Here is a 21,539-nt window from a genome sequence, read left to right as displayed (position 1 = left end):
GTCCCGTGGAAAACGGGTGTACCGTCTCTGCGGTCACCTAGCGTCATTGACGCGGCGGGCGTCCGGGGCGCCCGGGCAGGCACACGCACACCAACCGAAGGGACGGCCCATGGTCGAACGCAGAGCCCTCGACATGGACTCCCCGGCGGTCAGCGACCGCTTCCGCCTGTTCAACTTCACCCGGCGCGACGACCACGTCACCTACCTGTGGATCCTGAGGGCCATGGACCGCCTGCGCGAGGTCCACCAGGTCCAGGTGGCCCCCGACGACGTCGCCGCCGCCCTGCGCGAACTCGCCGCCTCCCACGACCAGGTGCCCGCCGCCGACCGGAACCTGCGCGACCGCCTGGACGAGCTCCACGCCGACCGCGTCGTGCACCGCTTCGACGACGCCTCCCGGGCCGGCAACCTCGCGCGCTACCGCAACCGCCAGTCGGTGTACCAGTTCAGCGAACTCGGCTACTGGGCCTACCAGGCGGTCGAGAACCTGCTGGGCGCCCGCATCGAGGACGTCAACCTCTCCCGGCTGGTCTTCTCCGAGGTCCTGGAGGACCTGCGCGCCCTGGCCGAGGCCAACCGCACCGGACAGGGCGAACAGGTCTACCGCAGGCTCTCGCGCCTGGACTCGGTCATGGAGGACATGGGGCGCCGCTCGGCCCAGTTCCACGTCACCCTGGGTGAGATCCTGCGCTCCACCGACGCCTCCCCGGACATGTTCCTGCGGCACAAGAACGCCCTGCTGGTGCACATGAGCGACTTCATGGCCGAACTCGACCGCTACCTTCCCCGCCTGGACCGGGCCGTGCGCGAGGTGGAGGAGACCGGGCTGGCCACGCTGCTGTCCCGCGCCTCCGAGCGCGACGAGCGCCTGTTCATGGAGCGCGACGAGCGCCTGGCGGACTGGCGGCGCCGCTGGCAGGCCCTGCGCGCCTGGTTCGCCTCCGACGACGCCGTTCCCGCGCGCGCGGCCGAACTGCACTCGGCCACCCGCTCGGCGGTCTCGGGCGTCATCGCCCTGCTGCGCCAGATCACCGAGGCCCAGCGCGGCGGTGTCAACCGCTCCACCCAGCTGCGGCACCTGGCCGAGTGGGTGTTCAACACCCCCGACGACGGCGCCGCGCACGCCCTGATGGGCGCCGCATTCAACGTCCGCTCCGCCCGCCACCTGGGCGTGGCCCACGAGGACGAGGAACAGATCTCCCCCAACACGACCTGGTGGGACGCGCCCGGGGTGGAGGTGTCGGTGACCCTGTTCCGCAGCGGCACCGCGCCCACCACGGGCGTGCCCAAGCCGGTGCGGCGCAACCCCGGAGCCCAGGCGCGCCTGCGCGGACGGCAGGCCGCCGGCCGGGCCGCCGAACGCGAGGCCGCGTCCCGCCTCGTCGAGCAGGGCGCCCACGACCGCGTCCTGGACGAGGTCGACACCCGCGTCCTGCTGCGCCTGGTCACCCGCGCCCTGGAGGGGCGCACGGTCGTCGCCGGACGCCTGTCCTCGGCCACCGGCGCGGGCGACGGCACCATGGTCCGCCTGGTCCCCGACCCGGCGGGCAGCACCGTCCGCACCAGCCAGGGCCGACTCCACCTTCCGGGCCTGCGCCTGGAGGTCACCGGTCACCGGACCCGAACGAAGAACCCGTGATGCCCCGACTCTTCGCCCGCAAGGTCGCCCCCGCCGACCTGGGCTCCTACCAGCAGGCCATGCGCCGTGTCCTGACGTGCGACCTCATCACCGCCGCGCGCCCGCGCCCCGGCGTCCTGGACCAGGTGCTGCGCTGGGCCGACGAACTGGCCGCCGACCTGGAGCGGCTCTTCGGCTACACCCTGATCGCCACCACCGGCCACGTGCGCCTGGTCCGCGAGCTCGACGCCCTGGACCCCACCCAGCGCCAGACCTTCTCGCGCAGGGGCAGGCCCTTCGACCGGCGCAGGCTCGCCTACCTGTGCCTGCTGCTGGCCGCCTTCCAGCGCTCGCAGATCGAGATCAGCCTCGCCGACCTGGTCGGCCGCCTCACCCCCACCGCCAACGCCGTCGAGGGGCTGGGCTACGACCCCACCGACGGCACGCACAAGGCCGCGCTGGTCGACGTCGCCCACTGGCTGGTGGACCGGGGCGCCCTGCACCTGTCCGACGGGTCCCTGGAGGCGTGGGCGGCGGGCGGCGAACAGGGCGACGCCCTCTTCGACATCGACCACGAGGTGTGCGAGGTGCTGTTCCGCCCGGCACGCCCGGTCCAGCACCTGAACAGCGCGGCGGGCCTGCTCTCCGACCCCCTCACCGAGGGCTCGCCGCGCGAGCAGGCGGCCCGCCGGGCCCGGCGGCTGCTGGTGGAGCGGCCGGTCGTGTACTACGCCGACGTCGAACCCGCCGTCGCCGCGGTCCTGCGCGGGCGGGGCGTGGCCGAGGACCTGGCACGCGCCACGGGGCTCAGGGTCGAGCGCCGGGCCGAGGGCGTCCTGCTGGCCGACCCCGCGGGCACCTTCACCGACCGGCCCTTCCCCGGCAGGGGCGGCGCGGTCAACCGCACCGCCGGACTGCTGCTGGCCAAGGTGGCCGACCTGATGGAGACCTCCCTGGCCGCGCTGGTCATGCTGCCCGTGCCCCCGCACGCCGACGACCGGGCCGAACTCGTACGGCTCGTGGACGCCGGACTGCCCCGCGACGGTGTCGTGGACGAACTCGCCTGGACCGTGGAGCCCCCGTCGGGGACGCGGGAGGGCGAGGCGGCCGCGCGCCTGGAGGCCCCCCTGGTCGAGCGCGGCCGGTGGGAGGCCATGATCCACGAGCTCTTCGCGGAGTTCGGCGCCTCCTCCTTCGGGGGCGCCTGGCAGCAGGACCCCTACGGCCTGCTGGACGCCGCCCTGTCCCTGCTCGCCGAGCTCTCCCTGGTCCGGCCGGTCCCCGGCGGCGCCCTGGTGCTCCCGGCGGCCCTCCGCTACCGCAACCTCCAGGGCGCGCTGCCCGAACGCGCCGACGAGGGCCAGCTGCCCCTGGGACTGTCCGAGCCCTCCTCCGGCGGCACGCGGCCGCCCGACGACGCGGGCCCCTCCGCCGGCGCGCGGTCCTCCGACGGGGAGCCCGGCCCCGAGGAGACCGGTGCGCCGGAGGGGGCCGCCGGGCCCGAGGGGGCCGCCGCGCCCGCCCCCGCAGCCGACCACATCCCCGCGGAAGGAAACCGATGACCCCCAGGAGCGACCGATTCCGGCCCAGCCGCGCCGGTGTGATCAACGTCTGGGACTACGTCGACGAGGAGTTCGTCTTCGCCGACGGCCGCCTCGTCCTGCGCGGACACAACGGCTCGGGCAAGACCAAGGCCCTGGAGGTGCTCTTCCCGTTCATCCTGGACGGGTACACCGACGCCCGCCGCCTCGACCCGTTCAGCGGCCAGAACCGCACCATGAAGTCCAACCTGCTCTACCGCGGCCAGGACGCCGAGTACGGGTACGTGTGGATGGAGTTCGCCCGCCCGGCCCCGGGCCCCGCGCCCGGCCCCGGGAGCGCGGGCACCGAGACGGTCACCCTGGTCATCGGGCTGCGCGCGCACCGGCACCGCGACGGTGTCATCCCCTCCTTCTTCGTCACCGGCCAGCGCCTGGGCGTGGACTTCGGCCTGCTCGCCTCCGACGGGCGCCCGCTCACCGAGAGGCAGCTCAAGGCGGCCCTGGGCGAGACCGCCTTCCAGTCCACCGCCGCCGACTACCGCCGGGCCGTGGACGCCCGCCTGTTCGGCCTCGGCGAGCGCTACATCCAGCTGCTCGACCTGCTCCTCGCGCTGCGCCGCCCCCTCCTGGCCAAGGACCTGGACCCCGAGAAGGTCTCCGAGACCCTCACCAGCGGGCTGAGCCCCCTGGACGAGGAACTCGTCGACCAGGCCGCCCGCGACTTCACCAACCTGGCCGCGGTGCAGCGCCGCTTCGACCAGGCCACCACCGCGCACGCCGCGACCACGGCCTTCGTGGAGGAGTACGCCTCCTACCTCACCCTCCACGCCCGCCACCGCCTGGCCCGCGTGCGCACCGCCGTCGGGCAGACCGCCGAGCAGGCCCGCGCCATCACCGAGGCCCGCGACACCCGGGAACAGGCCACCCTCGCGCACGCGAGCGCCACCAAGCAGGCCGAGGAGTACGACGCCGAGATCCGCCGGCTCGCGGCGCGCAGGAGCGGGCTGGAGGCGCACGAGGCCTTCCGCAGCCACGCGGCCCTGGAGATCGAGCGCGCGCACAACGCCGACACCGCCCGCGAACTGGAGGAGCAGCGGGGCAGGCTCGACGAGCAGGCCGGGGAGGTCGCCGCCCTGCGGCGGGAGGCCGACCAGGTCGCCGCCGGCCTCGAACACGGGCGGGCCCGCACCCGGGAACTGGCCGCGGAGCTGGCCGAGACCGCGGCGCAGGCCGGACTCGCCCACGACGGCGAGGGCGCCGTCGACACCGGCGACGACCTGCCCGGCACCGCGCAGGCGCGTGCGACCGCCCGCCGCGCCGACGTGGCGGCGGTACGCGAACGCCTCGGAGACCTCGCCCGGGCCGAGAGCGCGCGCGGCACCGCCGAGAGGGCCTGCGCCCAGGCCGACGACAGGCTCCGATCGCGCGAGCGGGGATGCGAGGAGGCGGACGGGGAGCTGGCCGCCGCCCGCCGCACCGCCGCCGACGCGCTCGCCGCGTGGGCCGGGCACTGGGCCGAGGGGCCGGCCCCGGTCACCGACACGTCCTGCGTGAAGGCCCTGACCGAGGCCCTGAAGGCTTTCGGCGAACCCGGGACTCCCACCCTGACCGAGGTCTACGGCGAGCACACCGACCAGCGGCGCCTGGACGCCGCCGCGCACGCGCGCACCCTGGAGACCCGCCGCGACCAGCTCGACGCCGAGATCGCGCTGCTCACCCGCGAGCGCGAGGACATCGCCGCCGAACGCGACGACGCACCGCCCGCCGACGCCCCGCGCACCGCCCCGCGCCAGGGCCGTCCCGGCGCCCCGCTGTGGCAGCTGGTCCGCTTCGCCGACGGGGTCCCCGACGCCGACGCCGCCGCGGTCGAGGGCGCCCTGTACGGCGCGGGACTGCTCACCGCCTGGGTGCACCCCGACGCCGACGCCACCCGCGCCGCCCTCGCCGACGGCGGGGCCGACGCCTATCTGCTGCCCGGCGACGCCGCCGCCGCGGACGGTGGCCCCACCCTGGCCGACGTGCTGGTGCCCGAGCAGCAGGACCTGGTTCCCGAGCCCGTCATCGCCCGCGTCCTGGAGTCGGTGCGCCTCACCGACACCGACCCCGCCGACAGGGGGGAGGCGGCAGCGCACACGGTCAGCACCCGGGCGCACTTCGCCCAGGGGATCCTCGTGGGCGCGCACCCCAAGGCCGCCCCCGAGTTCGTCGGGGCCACCAACCGCGCCCACCGCCGCCGCGAACGCCTGGCCGACTGCGACGCACGCGCCGCCGAGCTCACCGAACAGCGCGCACGGGTCGCCGAGCAGCTCGACCGGGCGGGCGAACTCCTCAGGGACTTCGCCCGGGCGCGCACCGCCCTGCCCGACACCGCGCCCGTCGACCGGGGCGTGCGCCGGGTCGCGGAGCAGTCCGCCCTGCTGGCCTCGGCGCGCGCCGAGAGCGAGGAGCGCCGCCGCGACCTGGACACCGCGGTCGCCGAGGTGGACGCCCACCGCCACCAGGTGCGCGCGGTGGCCACCGAACGCGCCATGCCCGCCCGCCCCGAGGACGTGGACGCCGTCGCCCGGGCCGTGGACGACTTCCTGGAGACCGCCCGCGCCCTGCACGCCGCACGCACCGAGGTCGCCCGGTACACCACCGACCTGGACGGCCGCAGGGAGGCCGTCACCCGGCTGCGCGGGCGGCTGGAGCAGGACCGCGAACGCCACGAGGAGCGGGTGCGCGAGCACGAGCGGGCCACCGCCGAGCTGGCCGCCAAACAGGACGGCATCAGCGCCCCCGTCCAGGAGCTCATGGCCGAGCTGGAACAGGTCAAGGAGGACCTGCGCGGGGTCCGCGAGGAGCACCGGCGCGCGGACCGGGAGGCCGCGGCGGCCCACGAGGCGATGATCCGGGCCGACGAGAAGCTGGAGGGTGGGCAAAGGGCCCTCACCGACGCGTTCGCCGCCCTCTTCGAGCAGGCCGACGCCTTCGCCGCCCTCACCCGGCCCGACCTGCGCGCCGCCCTGGGCGCGGACACCGCGCTCGCCTGGCCCGACCGTCGCTCCTGGCCCACCGCGGAACGGGCCGCCGAACAGGTCCTGGAGTCGGTCTCCTCCGACCCCGGGGCGACCGTGCGCGCGGTGCTGCCCGGCCGGGCGGCGGAGCTGCTCGACGCCTTCGACGCCGCGGTCGGCTCCGGCCCGGCCGTCGCCGACGGCGACCTCAAGACCGCCTCGACCCGGATCTCCAACGCCCTGCGCGTCTTCCAGGACACCCTGGGCGGCGACGCCGAGGGCTACCGGGTCGACCACGACCTCGGCGTCAGCGGCGTCATCACGGTGTTCGTCAACGACGAGACCGGCCGCAACCCCGTCTCCGCCTTCGCCCGCGTCATCGCCGAACGGGTCGAGGAGCAGGGCGCGCTGCTGCGCGACGAGGAGCGCGGCGTCCTGGAGGACGAACTGCTCACCGGGATCGCCCAGCAGATCCACGAGCGGGTGCGCGCCGCCCGCGACCTGGTCGCGGGCATGGACCGCGACACCCGCTCGCGCCGCATGTCCTCGGGGACCCGGATCGGGATCCGCTGGAGCCGCTCGGACCGCGTCACCGAACACCAGGCCACCGCCGCACGCCTGGTCAAACGCGACGTCACCGGCCTGGGCGCCTCGGGGCTCACCCGGCTGCGCGAGGTCCTGCGGGAGATGATCCGCGAACACCACGCCGCCCACCCGCGCGCCACCTACAAGCAGGTCCTGTCCGCGGTGCTGGACTACCGCACCTGGTACCGGTTCGAGCTGCGCATGGCCGTGCCCGGCCAGGAGGAGGTCAGGCTCACCAAGAACAAGCACGAGCAGATGTCGGGCGGCGAGAAGTCCGCCGCGATCCACCTGCCGCTGTTCGCCGCCGCCAACGCCCTGTACACCTCAGCCGCGCCCACCTGTCCCCGGATGGTGGCCCTGGACGAGGCCTTCGCCGGGATCGACGACCGCTACAAGCCCGAGCTCATGGGGCTGACGGTCACCTTCGACCTGGACATGTTCATGACCGGGCACGACCTGTGGGTGCACTACGACACCGTGCCCATGGCCGCCCACTACGACATGCACCACGACAAGGGCGCGCACACCGTCTCGGCGATGCTCATGCTCTGGGACGGCACCCAGACCGTCGACGCCGACGCCGGGTTCTCCGGCAACGAGGAGCTGGCCGCCGAGCTGCTGGGCATCACCCCCAGCCGGTTCGCCCCGCTGTCGTCGGCCGGAACGCTGCTGGAGGAGACCACCGAGTGAGGGAGCCGCCCCCGGCCCCTCCTGAGGGGCTCGCCCACTGAGCCGTCGTGTGCCCGGCGGCCGGCCGGGCCGGGCCCGTCCACGGTGCGTGCGGGAGGGCCCCGGCCGATCACGCGCGTCTGGGAAGGCGGATCCGCGCGGTGAGCCCTCCACCGGGGTTGGGCGTCAGGTCCAGGTCGCCCCCGTGGGCCTCGGCGATGCGCGCGACGATGGGCAGGCCCAGGCCGTGTCCCGCGCGTACGGATCCGCCGGCGGCCATCCGGCCGCCGCCGCGGAGAAAGGGCTCGGTGAGGTTGTGGACCGGTTCGGTCAGGTGCGGCCCGGTGTTGTCGACGGTCAGCAGCACGAGGCCGTGGTCGAGGGGATCGGGCGCGGTGGTCAGCACCACCCTGCCGTCCGCGGGCAGGTTGTGCCGCAGGGCGTTCTGCAGGAGGTTGACCACGAGTTGGCGCAGCAGCACCCCGTCGCCGGTGACCGGCGACGTCCGGCTCCGGACCGAGACCGTGACGCCGAGGCCGGTGGCCTCGTCCCCGGTGATCGCGACGGCCTCACGGACCGTGTCCGACAGATCGACCGGCTCCATGTCGGGCGGGGTCTGGGCGAGCGAGGAGAGCTGCAGCATGGCGTCGACGATCTCGATGCCGCGCTGGTTGGTCTCGTGCAGGCGGGAGATGAGGCGGGGATGGTCCTGGCCGTGGGGGTCCGCCCTGGCCACGTCCAGCATGGTCCGGGTGATGGCCAGCGGAGTGCGCAGTTCGTGGGAGGCGTTGGCGGCGAAGCGCTGCTGGACCTCGAAGGAGTGCTGGAGGCGGTCGAGCATGTGGTCGAAGGTGTCGGACAGGTCGGTGAACTCGTCCCGTCGGCCGCGCAGGCCGATCCGGTGGTCCAGGGAACCGTCGGCGGCTCGCCGGGCGGCCCGGGTGATCTCCTGCAGCGGCCGCAGCACACGGCCCGCGATCACCCAGCCTCCCCACAGGCCGATGACCGCCAAAGCGACGAGCGCGAGCCCCGAGGCCACCAGCAGGGACTCCAGGATCTCCTGGCGGGAGGCCACATGCGACACCGACGGGTCCGTCGTGGACAGCGGATAGCTGGGAACGTAGCGCATCCCCAGGTAGAGGACCGCCAGCGTGGCCGCTCCGGCGACGTTGAGGAAGAGCGCGTAGCTCAGCGCCAGTCTCATCCGCGCCGTCAGCCGCCGCGGGCGCCACGCCAGCGCCGGAGCGCGCCCGGTCGGGGCCGCCGCCGCGCCGTGGACCGGCGCCCCGCCGCTCACCGGTCACCACCGGTCTCTTCGAGGCGGTAGCCGACCCCGGGCACCGTACGCACGACCGGTGGTTCCCCCAGCCGCCTGCGCAGTGTGGAGATGGTGATGCGCACGGCGTTGGTGAAGGGGTCGGCGTTCTCGTCCCAGGCGCGTTCGAGCAGCGTCTCCGCGCTGACGACCCCGCCCTCGGCGGTCATGAGCACCTCCAGCACGGCGAACTGCTTGCGGGTGAGGTGCACGTGGACACCGGAGCGGTACACCTCGCGCCGGAACGGGTCGAGCCGGATCCCGGCGTACTCCAGCACCGGGGGCGCGCCCCGGCTCGGGCGCCGGGCAAGGGACCTGAGGCGTACGACGAGTTCTTCGAGGTCGAACGGTTTGGTCAGGTAGTCGTCCGCCCCCAGCCCGAACCCGGCGACCTTCTCCTGGAGGCGGCTCGCGGCCGTGAGCATGAGCACGCGGCACCCGAGCCGCCGTTCGACGACGGCCCGGCACACGTCGTCGCCGTGCGTGCCGGGGATGTCGCGATCGAGGACGACCACGTCGTAGTCGTTCACGTCCAGCCGTTCCAGGGCCGTGTCCCCGTCCCCGGCGATGTCGGAGGCGATCGCCTCCAGCCGCAGCCCCGCCTGTACGGCTTCGGCGAGGTAGGGCTCGTCCTCGACGATCAGCACACGCATCCGCTGTCCCCTCTGTCACCCGGTACGGCACCGCGCCCGCCCTCGTTCCCGCGGGCCGCGACCCCGAGGGGGGACGGGTTCGCTCACGCGGTGAGGCCTGGTCACCGGCCCATTGAACGCGACGGTACGTATCGCGAACGTATCGAAAAACCGATACGGCCGTGCAACACCGCCTGTACTTCGCTTGTGGCACCGAGAACCCACGCATCGGACACGCGATGCCCGGAGGCGAGGATGAGAGAAGTGACGAAGCGGGAAGCGGTGGAACGCCGCCCTGCCGGGGAGCCGGACGAGCGTCCCGGCGGATCCGTCGGCCGCAGGTGGTGGTCCTGGTACTGGCTGGCCGCGACGCTGTGCGCCACGGCGGTCATCGTGCTGATGGCCTGGTCGGTGATCGTGTCGGTACCGGACACGGTAACGGACGGGATCTCCGCGCGGGAGGAGCCGACCGTCTCGGCCGAGGACGGCGACCTTCCGGACGACCTGTCGGTCACCCCCTTCGACACCGGGTACCCGGCGGTCGACAAGCTGGACGGGGCACTGTTGGAGGCCGTGCAGGAGGCGGCCCGGGACGCGCTGGAGGAGGGGATCGTCCTTCGCGTCACGTCGGGCTGGCGCAGTGAGGAGTACCAGCGCCACCTGTTCGAGGAGGCCGTCGTCAGGTACGGGTCCCGCGAGGAGGCCAGGAGGTTCGTCGACACCTCGGGGGAGTCCGCGCACGTGACGGGGGAGGCGATCGACATCGGCCCCACCGACGCCGCGGACTGGGTCGTCCGCCGCGGTTCGGCGTACGGGCTGTGCCAGGTGTACGCCAACGAGATATGGCACTTCGAGCTCCTCACCGAGCCGGGCGGCGACTGCCCGGACCTGTTCTCCGACGCCGCGTCCCGATGACCGGGCCGCGGCGCCGGGGCCGTGCCACGGCCGCGTCCGTGAGGGCTCAGCGCAGGTGGGAGGCCCCGTTGACGTCCAGGACGGCGCCGGAGGACCACACCGCCTCGGGTGAGGCCAGGTAGCGCACGGCCGCGGCCACCTCCCCGGGTGAGGCCACCCGGCCGAAGGGGCTCTGCGCGCGGATCCCGTCGGTGAGCCGGTCGGCCACGCGCTCGGTCTCCACGAACCCCGGCGCGACCGAGGCGACCGCGATGCCGTGCGGGGCCAGCGCGACCGCCAGCGACTGGCCCAGGGAGTGCAGGGCGGCCTTGCTCGCGCCGTAGGCGGGGTGGTCCGGCTCGCCCTTGAAGGCGCCCCGGGAGCCGACGTTGACGATGTGCCCCCGCACGCCCCGGTCGATCATGTGCCGGGCCGCGAGGTGGCTGACGTCGGCGGCGGCGAACACGTTCACGTCGAAGGTGTCGCGCCAGGCACGCCGCCACCGCTCGTAGGAGGTCTCCGCGGGCGGGTGGGCGGTGTTGACCGCGGCGTTGTTGACCACCACGTCGATCCCGCCCAGGCCCCCGACCGCCCGGGCCACCAGGTCGGCCACGGCGTCGGGGTCGCTCAGGTCGGCCTGCAGCAGGACGTGCCCGTCGCCGGGCAGGCCTTCGAGGGTGCGCCGCGCCTCCTGCGGGCGGGACCCGCAGTGGACGGCGACGCGGTCGCCCTGCTCGGCGAAGGCCGTGGCGACCGCCCTGCCGATACCCCGGGAGGCGCCGGTGACCAGTACGCCCCTGCTCATGGGCACGTCCTTTCGACGGAGACGGGAGTGGCGGGAGTGGTCCGGTGATCTGGCATGCGCGGCATCCTAGTGCCCCCGCGCCCTCCGCCCGCACCTCCTCAGACCGGGGTCCCCCTTCCCGAACGCAGGCCGAAGGGCACGCCGAAGCCGGTCAGCCAGCCGCCCTCGGCCAGGAGGCGGAACACCTCGTGGGTGACGTCGTGGTCCGGCGCCTGGCGCGGCGGCCAGGCGAAGGCGTCCGCGACCGCCGACCAGCTGGGGCCGTGGCCGTGCTCGGCGCGGTAGTCGTCCACCCAGCGCGCCACCCGCTCCTCCCGGCCCCGGACCAGGTCGCGGGCGCGGTCGGCCACGGGCACGTCCAGCGGGGTGGTGGCCGGCACGGTGCGCGGTGGGGTCGGCGGGGGGAGGGGCTGGTAGGCCAGGGGCAGGGTGACCTCGGTGAGGGAGGCGCCCACGACTCCGCCGTCGGCGCTCAGGCCCTCGATCCACGAGATCTCCGTCAGCCACGTGAGCAGCTCCGCCAACTCGCCGGTGCCGGACAGGGCACAGGCGTCCACGGCCTCCGCGGCCGGGACGCGGATCCGGCCCCCGGGTTCGGCGTGCAGGGCCAGGTGGGCGGCCAGGAGCCGGAGTCGGTTGGGCTTCTTGCGCATCTTCTTGTGGGCGAGGGTGCGCATGAACCACCCCGAGGCCCGCGACCGGACGCCGTTGCCGACCTTCCAGGGGCCGCCGGCCAGGCTGGGCAGGTCGCACAGGGCCGGGTTGGCGGCGTCGGCCTCGATCACCCTCTCCGGCGTGGTGTCCAGCCACCCCGGCGAGGTCAGGTCGCTCAGCGCCGCGTGGGCGTCCTCCAGGCGCAGTATGCGCAGGTCCTGGCCGGTGAAGTTCGCCTGCCCCCTCAGCGCGCCCCGCAGGGCGAAGGTGAGCGCGAGCAGGCGGGCGTCCGGGAAGGTGCCCGCCCGCTCCGCGGCCGTGCGCGCCCACAGGTCGCGGAAGAACTCCGCGTGGTGGGGGCCCATCCGCGGCACACGCCTGCGGTCGGCCGGAACCTTCACCTGGGGCTTGGCCCGCGCCTCGGCCTGGGCGCGCTTCCTCTCCTTCTTGGCCCTCTTGGCCTCGGAGTTGGTCAGCCTCCTGGGAGCGCCGCCCGGCGGGACGCTGATGCCCTGCTCCTTGCAGCGCACGCACTCCATGGCCGCGGCCAGGTCCTCGCCTGGCCGGTGGAAGCGGGGCTGGGGCGCCTCGAGGGGGAGGGGGTCCCCCACGTCACTGGTTGCGGTGTGCTGCGTCATGGTGAGGAGGGTAGCGACCAAAGCGCTCCCGCGCCGGGCATCCGCGAGATCGGCCCCTCCCGCGGCCGTCCGGGCACCGCCGTCGCGGACCGTCGCCGACCCGGCCTGTGCGTCCTCCGCCCGTTCGCGGGGCAGGAACAGGTCTATGGGCGAACTGGTACTGATCAGGCACGGGGAGACCGAGTGGAGCCGGACGCGTCGGCACACCGGGCGGACCGACCTCCCCCTGACCGAGGAGGGCGAGCGCCAGGCCGCGGCGCTGCGCCCACTGCTGGCCTCACGCGACGTCGGGCGGGTGGTGACCAGCCCGCTGCGGCGTGCGGTGCGCACCGCCGAGCTGGCCGGGTTGGCGGGGGCCGTGACCGACCCCGACCTGGCCGAGTGGGACTACGGCGGCTACGAGGGGATCACCACCGTCGACATCCAGCGCGAGCGCCCCGGGTGGTACCTGTGGCGGGACGGGATCGTCCCGGGCGGTCCCGAGCACCCGGGGGAGAGCGTGGAGCGGGTCGGGGAGCGGGCCGACCGGGTCCTGGAGCGGGTGGAGCCCCTGCTGGGGGACGCGGAGCCCGACGTGGTGCTGGTGGCGCACAGCCACCTCCTGCGTGTGCTCACCGCGCGCTGGCTGGGGCTGCCTCCCGCGTCGGGGTCGCTGTTCACCCTGGGCACGGCCGCGCTGAGCACGCTGGGCCACGAGCACGGACGGCGCGCGCTCATCTCCTGGAACGTGCCCTCCTCCGCGGCACCCTGACCCCTCGGCCCGGCCCGGAGCGGGCTCCACGGGAAGCGGGGGAGCGGTCGCCGCGGGCCTTCGCGCGCAACCCCGGTCCTCGCGCCGGGGCGGTCGGCGGGCACCGGCCGCCGCCCCGGGATTCGGGCCGATGCGGCCCCGGGAACGGTGACGGTGGGGGCCGCTTTGGTGCCACCCGTATCCGGGGCGGATCCGGACGGGATCTATCCGACAGGTTTTCGAATCCGGTGTCGGACCCAGGCACCCCCGCCGCCGGGCTTCGGCGGCGCGGGGCGCGCCGGGACGAGCGGTATCCGGTCGTCCACAACCGGAGGACCCCCTTCCCGGCTGTCGTGCCCCGGGGCGATGATCGGCAGCGCCCGAGGACCGGGGTCGCGCACGAGCACACGGAAGGGCACTCCCGGTGCGACCTGTGACCGCCGTGCCGTGCGGTCGGACCCGGGCACCGACCGGATCCCACACCACCGGAGGGACGCCAGGATGCGCACCGCACAGCCCGCCCCCGACACCGCCGACGACACCGACGAGGAGGGCCTGTCCCTGCCCGAGCTGGCCACCCCCATGTGGCGGCACTTCGGCGACCAGGCCGCCGAGGCGACGTGGGCGAGGATCGGGCGCCGCATGCCCGCCCTGGCCGCACAGGCCGCCGCACTGGCCTGGCGCAGCAGCCCGCGCGACGTCGTGGCGGCCGCCGCGCTCAACGCGGGGGTCGGCGCCGCCACGGCCTGGGCGCTGGTGGCCACCACCGGCGTGCTCGGCGAGCTCTTCGCCGCCGTGCCCACCCCCGACCGGGTCCTGGCGGCCCTGCCCTCCCTGGTGCTGCTGGCGACGGCCCTGGTGCTGCGCGGGGCCTGCTCGGCCGCAGCGGGACGCGCCCAGGCGCGGCTGGAACCGCAGGTCGTGCTCACCGCGGAGAAGCAGCTGCTGCGCCACTGCACCGCGGTCGAACTGCGGGCCTTCGACGACAGCGGGTTCCACGACCACCTGTTCCGCTGCTACGTGCGCGGCAGCGACGAGGCGGGCGCCCTGGTCCGGCACACCGCCGACGTGCTCACCGGTGCGGTGGGCCTGGTGGCCGCGGCGGGCGTCCTGGGCGTCCTGCACCCCGTCCTGCTGCCGCTGCTGCTCCTGGCCGTGGTCCCCCAGTGGTGGGGTTCGGCCGCCGCGGCGCGCATGCGCTACCGCATGCTCTTGGCCTTCACCGAGGGCCGCCGCCGCAAGCTGCTGCTGGAGCACATCATGATCGACCGCAAGAGCGCCGCCGAGGTCCGCTCCTTCACCATGGAGCGGCGGCTGCTCGCGGAGTTCGACAGGGTCGCACACCGGGAGATGGACATCCAGCTGAGCCTGGCCACCCGCCAGTCCCTCATCCGGCTGGCCGGGGACACGGCCGGGGGCCTGGTGACCGCCGCGGTGTTCGCGGCCCTGGGGCTGCTGCTGGTCGACGGGACCGTGGAGATCGCCGTGGCCGGGGCCGCAGTGGTCGCCATCCGGGTCGCCCAGGGCGCTCTGGGCAACGCCCTGTCCTCCCTGACCCTGGTGTACGAGTCGGGCCTGTACTTCTCCGACTTCGTGGCCTTCGACGAGGAGGCCCGGCGGCGGCTGCCCCGGACGGAGCCCGCTCCGGCCCCGGAGGGCTTCGAGGAGATCCGCGTCGAGAACGTCACCTTCTCCTACCCGGGACGCGAGGACGGGCAGGCCCCGGCCCTGGACGGCGTCAGCCTCACCATCCGGCGTGGCCGGACCGTCGCCCTGGTCGGGGAGAACGGATCGGGCAAGACCACGCTGTCCAAACTGCTGTCGGGCCTGTACGGCCCGAGCGGCGGCCGGGTGCTCTGGGACGACACCGACCTGGCCGGGGTGGACGGCACCGGACTGCGCCGCCGGATCGCCGTCATCGCCCAGGACCACACCCACTGGCCGCTCACCGCGCGCCGCAACGTGGTCATGAGCAGCCCCGACGGCGACCCCGGGCGCCTGGAGCGCGCGGCCCGGGCCTCCCGGGCCGACACCGTGGTCGAGGAGCTCGACCACGGTTGGGAGACCCTCCTGGACAAGCGCTTCGCGGACGGCGCCGAACCCTCCGGCGGTCAGTGGCAGCGCCTGGCCGCCGCCCGGGGCTTCTACCGGGGCGACGACGGCGAGGAGACGCCGCTGCTCATCGCCGACGAGCCCACCGCCGCGCTGGACGCCCGCGCCGAGCACGCCTTCTTCGCCTCCCTGCACGCCCACGCCGGACGCACCGGCGCCGCGGTCGTCCTCATCACCCACCGGCTGGCGTCGGTGCGGATGGCCGACCACATCGTCGTGCTGCGCGGGGGCAGGGTGGTGGAGCAGGGCGGCCACGCCGACCTGCTGGCCGCCGACGGGCTCTACCGGGAGCTGTGGGACCTGCAGGCCGGCGCCTACCGGTTCTCCGACGCCTCCGAGCGCGGGTCGAGCGCCTGACCGGGGGAGCCCGGCCGCGTCCCTCCGGTGGGATCCCACCGGTCGTCCGTGTCCGGGCACCAGCGCCGGTAGGGGCAGTCCCGGCAGGCCCGGCCGGGGGCGGGGGGATGGGACGGGTCGCGGTGCCAGGGCCCGGCGAGTGCGTGGACCACCCGCCGGGCCTCGGCCCTGACACGGGCCTCGGCCGGATCGAGGGAGATCACGCGGGCGCCGTCGGGGGCGAGGACCTCCAGTTCGACCGCCGAGCCCGGCCCCTGAGGCAGGGCGCCACAGGAGAAGAACAGCACCGCCAGGGCCAGCCCGGGTTCGAGGGGCAGCAGGCGGGGGCCGTCCGGGAGGGGTGTGCCGGCGGCCGTGCCGACGGCGCGGTAGATCCAGGACCCGCCCCGGTGGTGGAGCACGTCGGCCCGGGCCAGGACCAGGACGTCGGCGAGGGTGTCGTCGGCGGCCAGGGTGTGGTCGATCCGGACGTGGCCTCCCGAGGGCAGGCCGCGCAGCGGGCAGACCTCGCTGTGGGCGGCGATCATCGCCGCGCCCCGGTGGGCCTGCCCGCCCTCCAGCCCCCGTCCCGCGGCGGACCAGGAGCCGTGGTCCGGGGGGAGGTCGTCGGGGGTGCAGGGCCGCCGGGGCAGGCGCGCGTGCAGTCGCGCCAACCACGCGCGCACGGCGCGGTCGAGCCGGGCCCCGGCCGGTTCGCGGTCGCCGTCGGCCGGAAGGCCCAGGGAGTGCAGGTACGCCCTGGCGGGGCAGTCCCGGTGGTGCAGGCCGAGGCCCACCGACCAGGAACGCCGGGGCCGGGAGCGGTCGCGGACTCCGAGGAGGCCGGGGGCCCGGGGCAGTCGCCCGCACCCCGGCCGCGCCCCGCACGACAGGCAGTCCCGGCCGGGGGAGCGGGCACCTCCCGCCAGGGCCGAGCGCAGCCCCTCCCTGCCCGCCGAGGCGAAGGCCTCCTCCGCGTCGGCGGCGGAGCCGTCGTAGAGCACGGCGGTGGAGGAGTCGAGGCAGGACACCCGGACCACCCGCACCCGGTCCGGCGGGCCGGGGCCGCGCGCCCGCATCGGGTAGGGGGCGCCCTCCAGGTAGCGCCGGGGCCTGGCCGCGCAGGCGTCCCGGTCGACCTGCGTGCCGGTGGCGAGCACGTAGGCGGCGACCGCCGCCTCCGCACGGGCGGGCTCCCGCTCACCCGCCGCTCCCATGACCGGGATGCGCAGCTCCCGTACCCGGTCCGCGCCCGACAGGTAGGTGTATCCGCGACCCCGGGCGCACACCTCGTAGGGCCGGGAGTTCGGTGTGCCGCGGTCGGGCATGTACTGGCGGACCCAGAAGTCGGGGGCCGGGGCGCGCCGGAGGCCGTCGCGCTCGTCGTCCCGGGCCAGGGCGTCCAGGTAGGACCGCGCTGCGTGCCGGACCCAGGCCAGCAGGCCCGTGTGCGGGGGTGCGGCCCGTGCTCCCGGCAGGCCGCCGCCCGGTCCGCCGGGCGGGGCCGGGCGCGCGCACGCGTCCCCGAGCGTTCGGCCCCGGTGCTCGACCAGGTCCAGGACGGCGTCGAGGAAGGCGAGGGACGCGTCGGGCGGCGACGCGCGCACACGGGGACCTTCCCCGCCGAGGGCGTGGTCGGCTCTGATCCGGCGGTGCTCGGGGCAGTCCCCCCGTGCGGTGGCCGCCGCGTCGCTGAAGAGGCGGACGACGGGTACGGGCCCGTGGTCGTCGGTCGCGTGGTCTGGCACGGGGCCTCCCCTCGAAAGACTCCCCTCCAAAGAAGAGTGGCATGATCGGGGCTTCGGCGCCCGGGGCCTGTGGACAACCTCCCGTGAGCGTGCGGCCGCCCCGGTCCGACGCCGCCGGACGCTTCGGGAAGAGGCGTCGGGGTGTGTCCGATCAGGGTGATAGAAACGCTCAAAGCGGATTCAGTTCGCATACATCCCAGAAAGAACGAACAGAACAAAGGCATCCCCCATGTCACGACGCGTCTCCGCCGCCTCCTGCGCGGCGGCGCTCCTCACGCTCACCCTCACCGGCTGCGTCTCACTGGAGGACCTGGACCGGTACGCGCAGAGCGTGGTCACCGGGGTCCCGATGGACTCCTTCGACCAGGTCGACCGCGACGCCCCCTTCGCCGGGAGTCCCGCCGAGGACTACGGCGAGGGCTTCGACGTCCCCGAGGCCGAACCCGCCGGATCCTTCACCGAGGAGCAGGTGGCCCAGGCCTACTCCCTCACCCAGGACCTCCTGGAGGCCGTCTACCTGAACCAGGACGCGGTCTTCGACGGGGACAACAGCGAGTTCACCGCACTGCTCTCGGGCCAGGCGCTGAAGTGGTACCTGGACAACTTCGACAGCGAGGACTTCGAGCTCAGCAGCCGTCACGTGACCTTCAACATCACGCCCGGGACGGCCGAACCCATCGGTGACGTGGTGAAGGTGGACGGCGCGATGTACGCCGAGGCGGCCCGCGACGAACACGGCCAGGACTACCTGGCGGTGCACACCGAGTACACGATCGTCCACCCCGTCGCCCGGCCCGGGGAACCGGTGTCGGTGCGCCTGGTCACCTCGCACTTCGGGGAGGTGTCCCTCTACGACGTGGGAGGAGAGGCCCTGGAGGCGTGGCCGAACTGGTGGAGTTCCACCGGGCCCGTGCACTGCGTGGAGGAGTACACCCTCACCCCCGCCTACCCCGACGAGTTCCCCGAGGGCGAGGAGCCCAGGGGCGTGCCCAAGGACGCCTACGACCGGGAGGAGTTCGAGAACCAGGAGGAGTGCGAGGCCATCGGACAGACCTGACGGACGGCGTCCGGCCGGAGTACACGCGCCGGCCGGACGCGCCGTGTCCACCGCCATCCGGTCCTCTTCCTTGACGGCGACGGGGGATAAACCTCCGTAAAGAGTCACTCACGGTGACGTTTTCGACTCTCCGGGTGGTGCGGCGGACTGGCGCTGGGCACCCCCTCATCATGTTGAATGACGTGCATGATCGTGCGTCGAGTACTTCCCGATGAGATGAACGCCGTCAGCGAACTGCGCGTGATGGCCTACACGGCCGACGGCCTGTTGGACGCGAATCCGGCCTACGTCGAGGCACTGCGCCTCCTGGGAACGGACGGTCGCGGTGAGATCCTGGTCGCCGCCGACGAGGAGCAACGCCTCCTGGGGACGATCATGTTCGAACCCTGGTCGCCGGAGAGCGAGATCGCCCGCAACGCCGACGAGGCCGAGATCCGGGCCTTCGCCGTCTCCCCCCAGGCCCGCGGGCGCGGTGTGGGCCGGGACCTGGTCAACGCCCTCGTCGAACGGGCCCGTGAGGAGGGGGTCGCCAGACTCCTGCTGTCCACCCTGCCCGAGATGGTCTCGGCCCAGTACGTCTACCGCGCCCGCGGCTTCGAGCGGGTACCCGAACGCGATTGGACGCCGATGCCCGGTGTCACCCTCCTGGCCTACGAACTCGTCGTGAAGGACTGACCCGGCCCGGCCGCTCCTCCCCGCCCCGGCGCGGAGCGGGGAGCGGCCCGGACCGGACGGGCGCGTGCCGTGCGCTCACAGTGCCCCGTGTTCGGCCGGGTGGGGCGCGTACGGCCGGGGGGAGGGGGCCGGGCTCCCGTCCAGGGCGGTGAGCAGGCGGGCCACCCGCCTGCGGCGGTACCGGGCCCCGGGGGTGCTGGTGGCCTGGAACAGCCCGAGCACCGCGCTCTCGGTGTCGCGGGCGGCCACCCACCGCTCCAACAGCCCCTCGGTGTCCACCGGGCGGCCCTCCTCCAGCAGGTCGAGCACCCGTGCGGCGTCCATCTCGGCCACGGGCGGGGTGACCACGATGTCGGCCCCCGACCGGCGCAGCTGCCGCACCATGAAGTGGTCGCCGAGCCGGGTGACGAGGAAGCGGTCGTCGGCGAGCCGGTCGACCGCGCCCAGGCCGGCCAGCACTTCCAGCACCTGGTGGACGTGCCCGTCGGGGGCCCCGTCGCCGAGCGCGACCCCGGGCCCGTACGCCGTCGCCAGCTGGGCGGGCGTGCGCGCCCGCCCGTGCACGAACAGGTCGGTGAGCAGCAGGAACACCGTCACCCCGTACGGCTCGGCCATGGTCAGCAGGGCGTCGGCCCAGGCGTCGGCGGCCGCCCCCGGCTCCCCGTCCAGCCAGGTCCGCGCCGCAGGGCCGGGCAGCACCTTGGTGTAGGTGGTGCGCAGCAGGCCCGAGCCGCGTGCCACGGCGAACAGGACGGGCACCCTCTCGGGGGGAAGGCCCAGGTCGGCGGCCGCGTCCTGGGCGTCGCACTCCAGGAGCGCGTCTTCCCCGGTGCCGCCGGAACCCAGGATCCTGCCCGTGCCCACCCACTCCGCCAGCCGTGCGGCGTCGGTCAGGGGGCGGCACAGGTGCGCCGCCGCGTCCAGTTCCACCGGTCCGGCCGGGACGATCGGGGGGACCGCCTCGGGTCTGCCGTTCTCGCCGACGCCGAGCCGGTCCAGGATCGGCAGCGCGGCCTCGTCGGCCGGCTCCTCGGGCGGCGGTCCGCCGGGCGTGAGGTCCACCTCCGCGATGGCCGCGCGCAGCCCGCGCGGGCTCTCCGCGGACAGCAGCCGTCCCTGTTCGACCAGGAAGTCGCACCAGGTCAGCCAGGTCTCCCGCAGGCCTTCGGGTACCCGCTCCCAGGCACGGACGGTGCGGGCGATGCCGTGGACGTCCGCGGCGGACCAGTCCCCTGGGCCGGACGCGCCGGCGTCCATGTGGGCCGTCAGCAGGAACAGCAGGCTGTCGGGGTCCAGGACGGGCCGGGGCTCGATCGTCCGGGCCCAGTCCAGGCACGCGTGTACAGCGGAGTAGATGCTCTCAGTCATTGACCCGTCACAGAAAGTGGGCGAGCTGCCAAAACGGCACCAGGCTAACCGTGCCGCGCACACCCGCGTGGGAAAACGCCGAAAGTCGCTCCCGCCCCGTTCCCAAGGGGTCCTCCGGTTCCGTGACCAGCGGATTCGCGGGTCCGCCCGACCGTACTCCGGGCCTCGTGAACCTCAGGCGGGGCCGCCCGCCCTCGGTGGTGGGGCGCCCGGCGTTGAATTCGGCCTTTGCGGAGGTGGCCGTGCCTCTTCCCGCCATCGGTGCACACGGAAAGTAGCATTGTGGTTACTCGTTCTACGGGAGGACATCATGGCCCAGCCTTCGCAGCAGCAGACCCCGCCCGGGCGAACCGACGCCATGGACCCCAGGCCCGACCACGGCGAGGAGTCCTACCGGGGGTCGGGACGACTCGCCGGCAAGGCGGCCGTCATCACCGGTGCCGACAGCGGTATCGGGCGAGCGGTGGCCATAGCTTTCGCCCGCGAGGGCGCCGACGTGCTCATCGGTTACCTGGACGAGCACGATGACGCGCAGGAGACCGCGAGATGGGTGCGGGAAGCGGGGCGAAAGGCCGTCCTGGTCCCCGGGGACGTGGTCGAACCGGCCCACTGCCGGGCCCTCGTCGCGAAGGCGGTGGAGGAGTTCGGCCGGGTGGACGTGCTGGTCAACAACGCCGCATTCCAGATGACCCACGAGACGCTCGAGGAGATCCCCGACGAGGAGTGGGACCACACCCTGGCGACCAACCTCAGCGCGTTCTTCCACCTCGCCAAGGCCGCCGTGCCGCACATGCGGCCCGGCTCGTCGATCATCGGGACGACATCGGTCAACTCCGACAGCCCGCCTCCCACCCTGCTGCCCTACAACGTCACCAAGGCCGGCATCGCCAACATGGCCGCCACACTGGCCCAGATGCTGGCCCCGAGGGGCATCCGGGCCAACTCCGTGGCCCCGGGGCCGATCTGGACCCCGCTGATCCCCTCGACCATGCCGCCCGAGCAGGTGGAGAGCTTCGGCTCCGAGGTACCACTGGCCCGTGCCGGGCAGCCGGCCGAACTGGCCCCGGTGTACGTGATGCTGGCCTCGGACGAGGCCAGCTACGTCTCCGGTGCCCGCATCGCGGTCACCGGCGGAAAGCCGGTCCTGTGACGGGGACGTCCGCGGA

The 21,539-nt window shown here is 74.5% G+C and carries 15 protein-coding genes; 9 read left to right on the top strand and 6 right to left on the bottom strand.

The features are described from left to right. The first annotated feature begins 109 nt into the window (after nucleotides 1-109). Genes A6A08_RS15360 through A6A08_RS15350 form a run of 3 tightly spaced genes read left to right on the top strand, consistent with a single transcriptional unit; the run spans nucleotide 110 to nucleotide 7,430 of the window. Nucleotides 110-1,639: a TIGR02677 family protein gene (locus A6A08_RS15360; RefSeq protein ID WP_073703280.1), complete on the top strand. Its 1,530-nt coding sequence runs from the start codon at nucleotides 110-112 to the stop codon at nucleotides 1,637-1,639. After that, on the top strand, nucleotides 1,639-3,180 hold the full coding sequence (locus A6A08_RS15355; protein WP_073703279.1) for a DUF2398 family protein: 1,542 nt from the start codon (nucleotides 1,639-1,641) through the stop codon (nucleotides 3,178-3,180). The genes A6A08_RS15360 and A6A08_RS15355 overlap by 1 nt, the downstream gene beginning before the upstream one ends. Then, nucleotides 3,177-7,430 carry a TIGR02680 family protein gene (locus tag A6A08_RS15350; RefSeq protein WP_073703278.1) on the top strand — a complete coding sequence of 1,418 codons (4,254 nt, stop codon included), beginning with the start codon at nucleotides 3,177-3,179 and terminating at the stop codon, nucleotides 7,428-7,430. Before A6A08_RS15355 ends, A6A08_RS15350 begins: the two co-directional genes overlap by 4 nt. Before the next feature lie 109 nt (nucleotides 7,431-7,539). Here A6A08_RS15350 and A6A08_RS15345 read toward each other — a convergent pair whose 3' ends face one another. Both A6A08_RS15345 and A6A08_RS15340 read right to left on the bottom strand, forming a co-directional pair. Then, complete coding sequence (locus A6A08_RS15345) at nucleotides 7,540-8,613, bottom strand: HAMP domain-containing sensor histidine kinase (protein ID WP_083609153.1); 1,074 nt, start codon at nucleotides 8,611-8,613, stop codon at nucleotides 7,540-7,542. Nucleotides 8,614-8,702: 89 nt separating this feature from the next. Continuing rightward, the gene (locus tag A6A08_RS15340) at nucleotides 8,703-9,377 is read right to left on the bottom strand and encodes a response regulator transcription factor (protein WP_073703277.1); all 675 of its coding nucleotides are present in this window, start codon (nucleotides 9,375-9,377) and stop codon (nucleotides 8,703-8,705) included. A gap of 234 nt (nucleotides 9,378-9,611) precedes the next feature. Between A6A08_RS15340 and A6A08_RS15335 the strand changes: the two genes are divergently transcribed. Next, nucleotides 9,612-10,271 (top strand): M15 family metallopeptidase, encoded by a 660-nt coding sequence (locus A6A08_RS15335; RefSeq protein WP_083609131.1) that lies wholly within the window; start codon nucleotides 9,612-9,614, stop codon nucleotides 10,269-10,271. Between the two features lie 46 nt (nucleotides 10,272-10,317). Here A6A08_RS15335 and A6A08_RS15330 read toward each other — a convergent pair whose 3' ends face one another. Continuing rightward, nucleotides 10,318-11,055, bottom strand: a complete 738-nt coding sequence (locus A6A08_RS15330) for an SDR family NAD(P)-dependent oxidoreductase (protein WP_073703275.1) — start codon at nucleotides 11,053-11,055, stop codon at nucleotides 10,318-10,320. Between the two features lie 98 nt (nucleotides 11,056-11,153). After that, on the bottom strand, nucleotides 11,154-12,347 hold the full coding sequence (locus A6A08_RS15325) for a hypothetical protein (RefSeq protein ID WP_073703274.1): 1,194 nt from the start codon (nucleotides 12,345-12,347) through the stop codon (nucleotides 11,154-11,156). A 145-nt stretch (nucleotides 12,348-12,492) separates the two neighbouring features. Between A6A08_RS15325 and A6A08_RS15320 the strand changes: the two genes are divergently transcribed. Next, nucleotides 12,493-13,098 carry a histidine phosphatase family protein gene (locus A6A08_RS15320; RefSeq protein ID WP_073703273.1) on the top strand — a complete coding sequence of 202 codons (606 nt, stop codon included), beginning with the start codon at nucleotides 12,493-12,495 and terminating at the stop codon, nucleotides 13,096-13,098. A 480-nt stretch (nucleotides 13,099-13,578) separates the two neighbouring features. Continuing rightward, complete coding sequence (locus A6A08_RS15315) at nucleotides 13,579-15,546, top strand: ABC transporter ATP-binding protein (RefSeq protein WP_073703545.1); 1,968 nt, start codon at nucleotides 13,579-13,581, stop codon at nucleotides 15,544-15,546. Here the strand turns inward: A6A08_RS15315 and A6A08_RS15310 are convergent. Next, complete coding sequence (locus A6A08_RS15310) at nucleotides 15,504-17,273, bottom strand: PD-(D/E)XK nuclease family protein (protein ID WP_073703272.1); 1,770 nt, start codon at nucleotides 17,271-17,273, stop codon at nucleotides 15,504-15,506. The two genes, A6A08_RS15315 and A6A08_RS15310, sit on opposite strands and share 43 nt — an antisense overlap. 229 nt (nucleotides 17,274-17,502) lie before the next feature. Here A6A08_RS15310 and A6A08_RS15305 point away from each other — a divergent pair, with 229 nt between their 5' ends. After that, nucleotides 17,503-18,330 (top strand): hypothetical protein, encoded by an 828-nt coding sequence (locus tag A6A08_RS15305; RefSeq protein WP_073703271.1) that lies wholly within the window; start codon nucleotides 17,503-17,505, stop codon nucleotides 18,328-18,330. 216 nt (nucleotides 18,331-18,546) lie between these two features. Next, nucleotides 18,547-19,005, top strand: a complete 459-nt coding sequence (locus tag A6A08_RS15300; protein ID WP_073703270.1) for a GNAT family N-acetyltransferase — start codon at nucleotides 18,547-18,549, stop codon at nucleotides 19,003-19,005. Nucleotides 19,006-19,080: 75 nt separating this feature from the next. On the opposite strand, the gene A6A08_RS15295 is transcribed toward A6A08_RS15300, so the two are convergent. Next, complete coding sequence (locus A6A08_RS15295) at nucleotides 19,081-20,373, bottom strand: hypothetical protein (RefSeq protein ID WP_073703269.1); 1,293 nt, start codon at nucleotides 20,371-20,373, stop codon at nucleotides 19,081-19,083. Between the two features lie 310 nt (nucleotides 20,374-20,683). Here A6A08_RS15295 and A6A08_RS15290 point away from each other — a divergent pair, with 310 nt between their 5' ends. Beyond that, entirely contained in the window at nucleotides 20,684-21,523 is an 840-nt protein-coding gene (locus tag A6A08_RS15290) for an SDR family oxidoreductase (protein WP_073703268.1), read from the top strand. The last annotated feature ends 16 nt before the right edge of the window (nucleotides 21,524-21,539 follow it).

The sequence above is a fragment of the Nocardiopsis sp. TSRI0078 genome (genome assembly GCF_001905145.1).
Classification (GTDB): Bacteria; Actinomycetota; Actinomycetes; order Streptosporangiales; family Streptosporangiaceae; genus Nocardiopsis.
This window is presented reverse-complemented; position numbering and strand designations above follow the sequence as displayed.

Bases quoted from the DNA above. Each gene is read 5' to 3' on its own strand.
- A6A08_RS15320 (WP_073703273.1), top strand. From the start codon at position 12,493: ATGGGCGAACTGGTACTGATCAGGCACGGGGAGACCGAGTGGAGCCGG.
- A6A08_RS15345 (WP_083609153.1), bottom strand. From the start codon at position 8,613: ATGAGACTGGCGCTGAGCTACGCGCTCTTCCTCAACGTCGCCGGAGCG.
- A6A08_RS15360 (WP_073703280.1), top strand. From the start codon at position 110: ATGGTCGAACGCAGAGCCCTCGACATGGACTCCCCGGCGGTCAGCGAC.
- A6A08_RS15315 (WP_073703545.1), top strand. From the start codon at position 13,579: ATGCGCACCGCACAGCCCGCCCCCGACACCGCCGACGACACCGACGAG.
- A6A08_RS15340 (WP_073703277.1), bottom strand. From the start codon at position 9,377: ATGCGTGTGCTGATCGTCGAGGACGAGCCCTACCTCGCCGAAGCCGTA.
- A6A08_RS15295 (WP_073703269.1), bottom strand. From the start codon at position 20,373: ATGACTGAGAGCATCTACTCCGCTGTACACGCGTGCCTGGACTGGGCC.
- A6A08_RS15290 (WP_073703268.1), top strand. From the start codon at position 20,684: ATGGCCCAGCCTTCGCAGCAGCAGACCCCGCCCGGGCGAACCGACGCC.
- A6A08_RS15335 (WP_083609131.1), top strand. From the start codon at position 9,612: ATGAGAGAAGTGACGAAGCGGGAAGCGGTGGAACGCCGCCCTGCCGGG.
- A6A08_RS15355 (WP_073703279.1), top strand. From the start codon at position 1,639: ATGCCCCGACTCTTCGCCCGCAAGGTCGCCCCCGCCGACCTGGGCTCC.
- A6A08_RS15300 (WP_073703270.1), top strand. From the start codon at position 18,547: ATGAACGCCGTCAGCGAACTGCGCGTGATGGCCTACACGGCCGACGGC.
- A6A08_RS15350 (WP_073703278.1), top strand. From the start codon at position 3,177: ATGACCCCCAGGAGCGACCGATTCCGGCCCAGCCGCGCCGGTGTGATC.
- A6A08_RS15305 (WP_073703271.1), top strand. From the start codon at position 17,503: ATGTCACGACGCGTCTCCGCCGCCTCCTGCGCGGCGGCGCTCCTCACG.
- A6A08_RS15325 (WP_073703274.1), bottom strand. From the start codon at position 12,347: ATGACGCAGCACACCGCAACCAGTGACGTGGGGGACCCCCTCCCCCTC.
- A6A08_RS15330 (WP_073703275.1), bottom strand. From the start codon at position 11,055: ATGAGCAGGGGCGTACTGGTCACCGGCGCCTCCCGGGGTATCGGCAGG.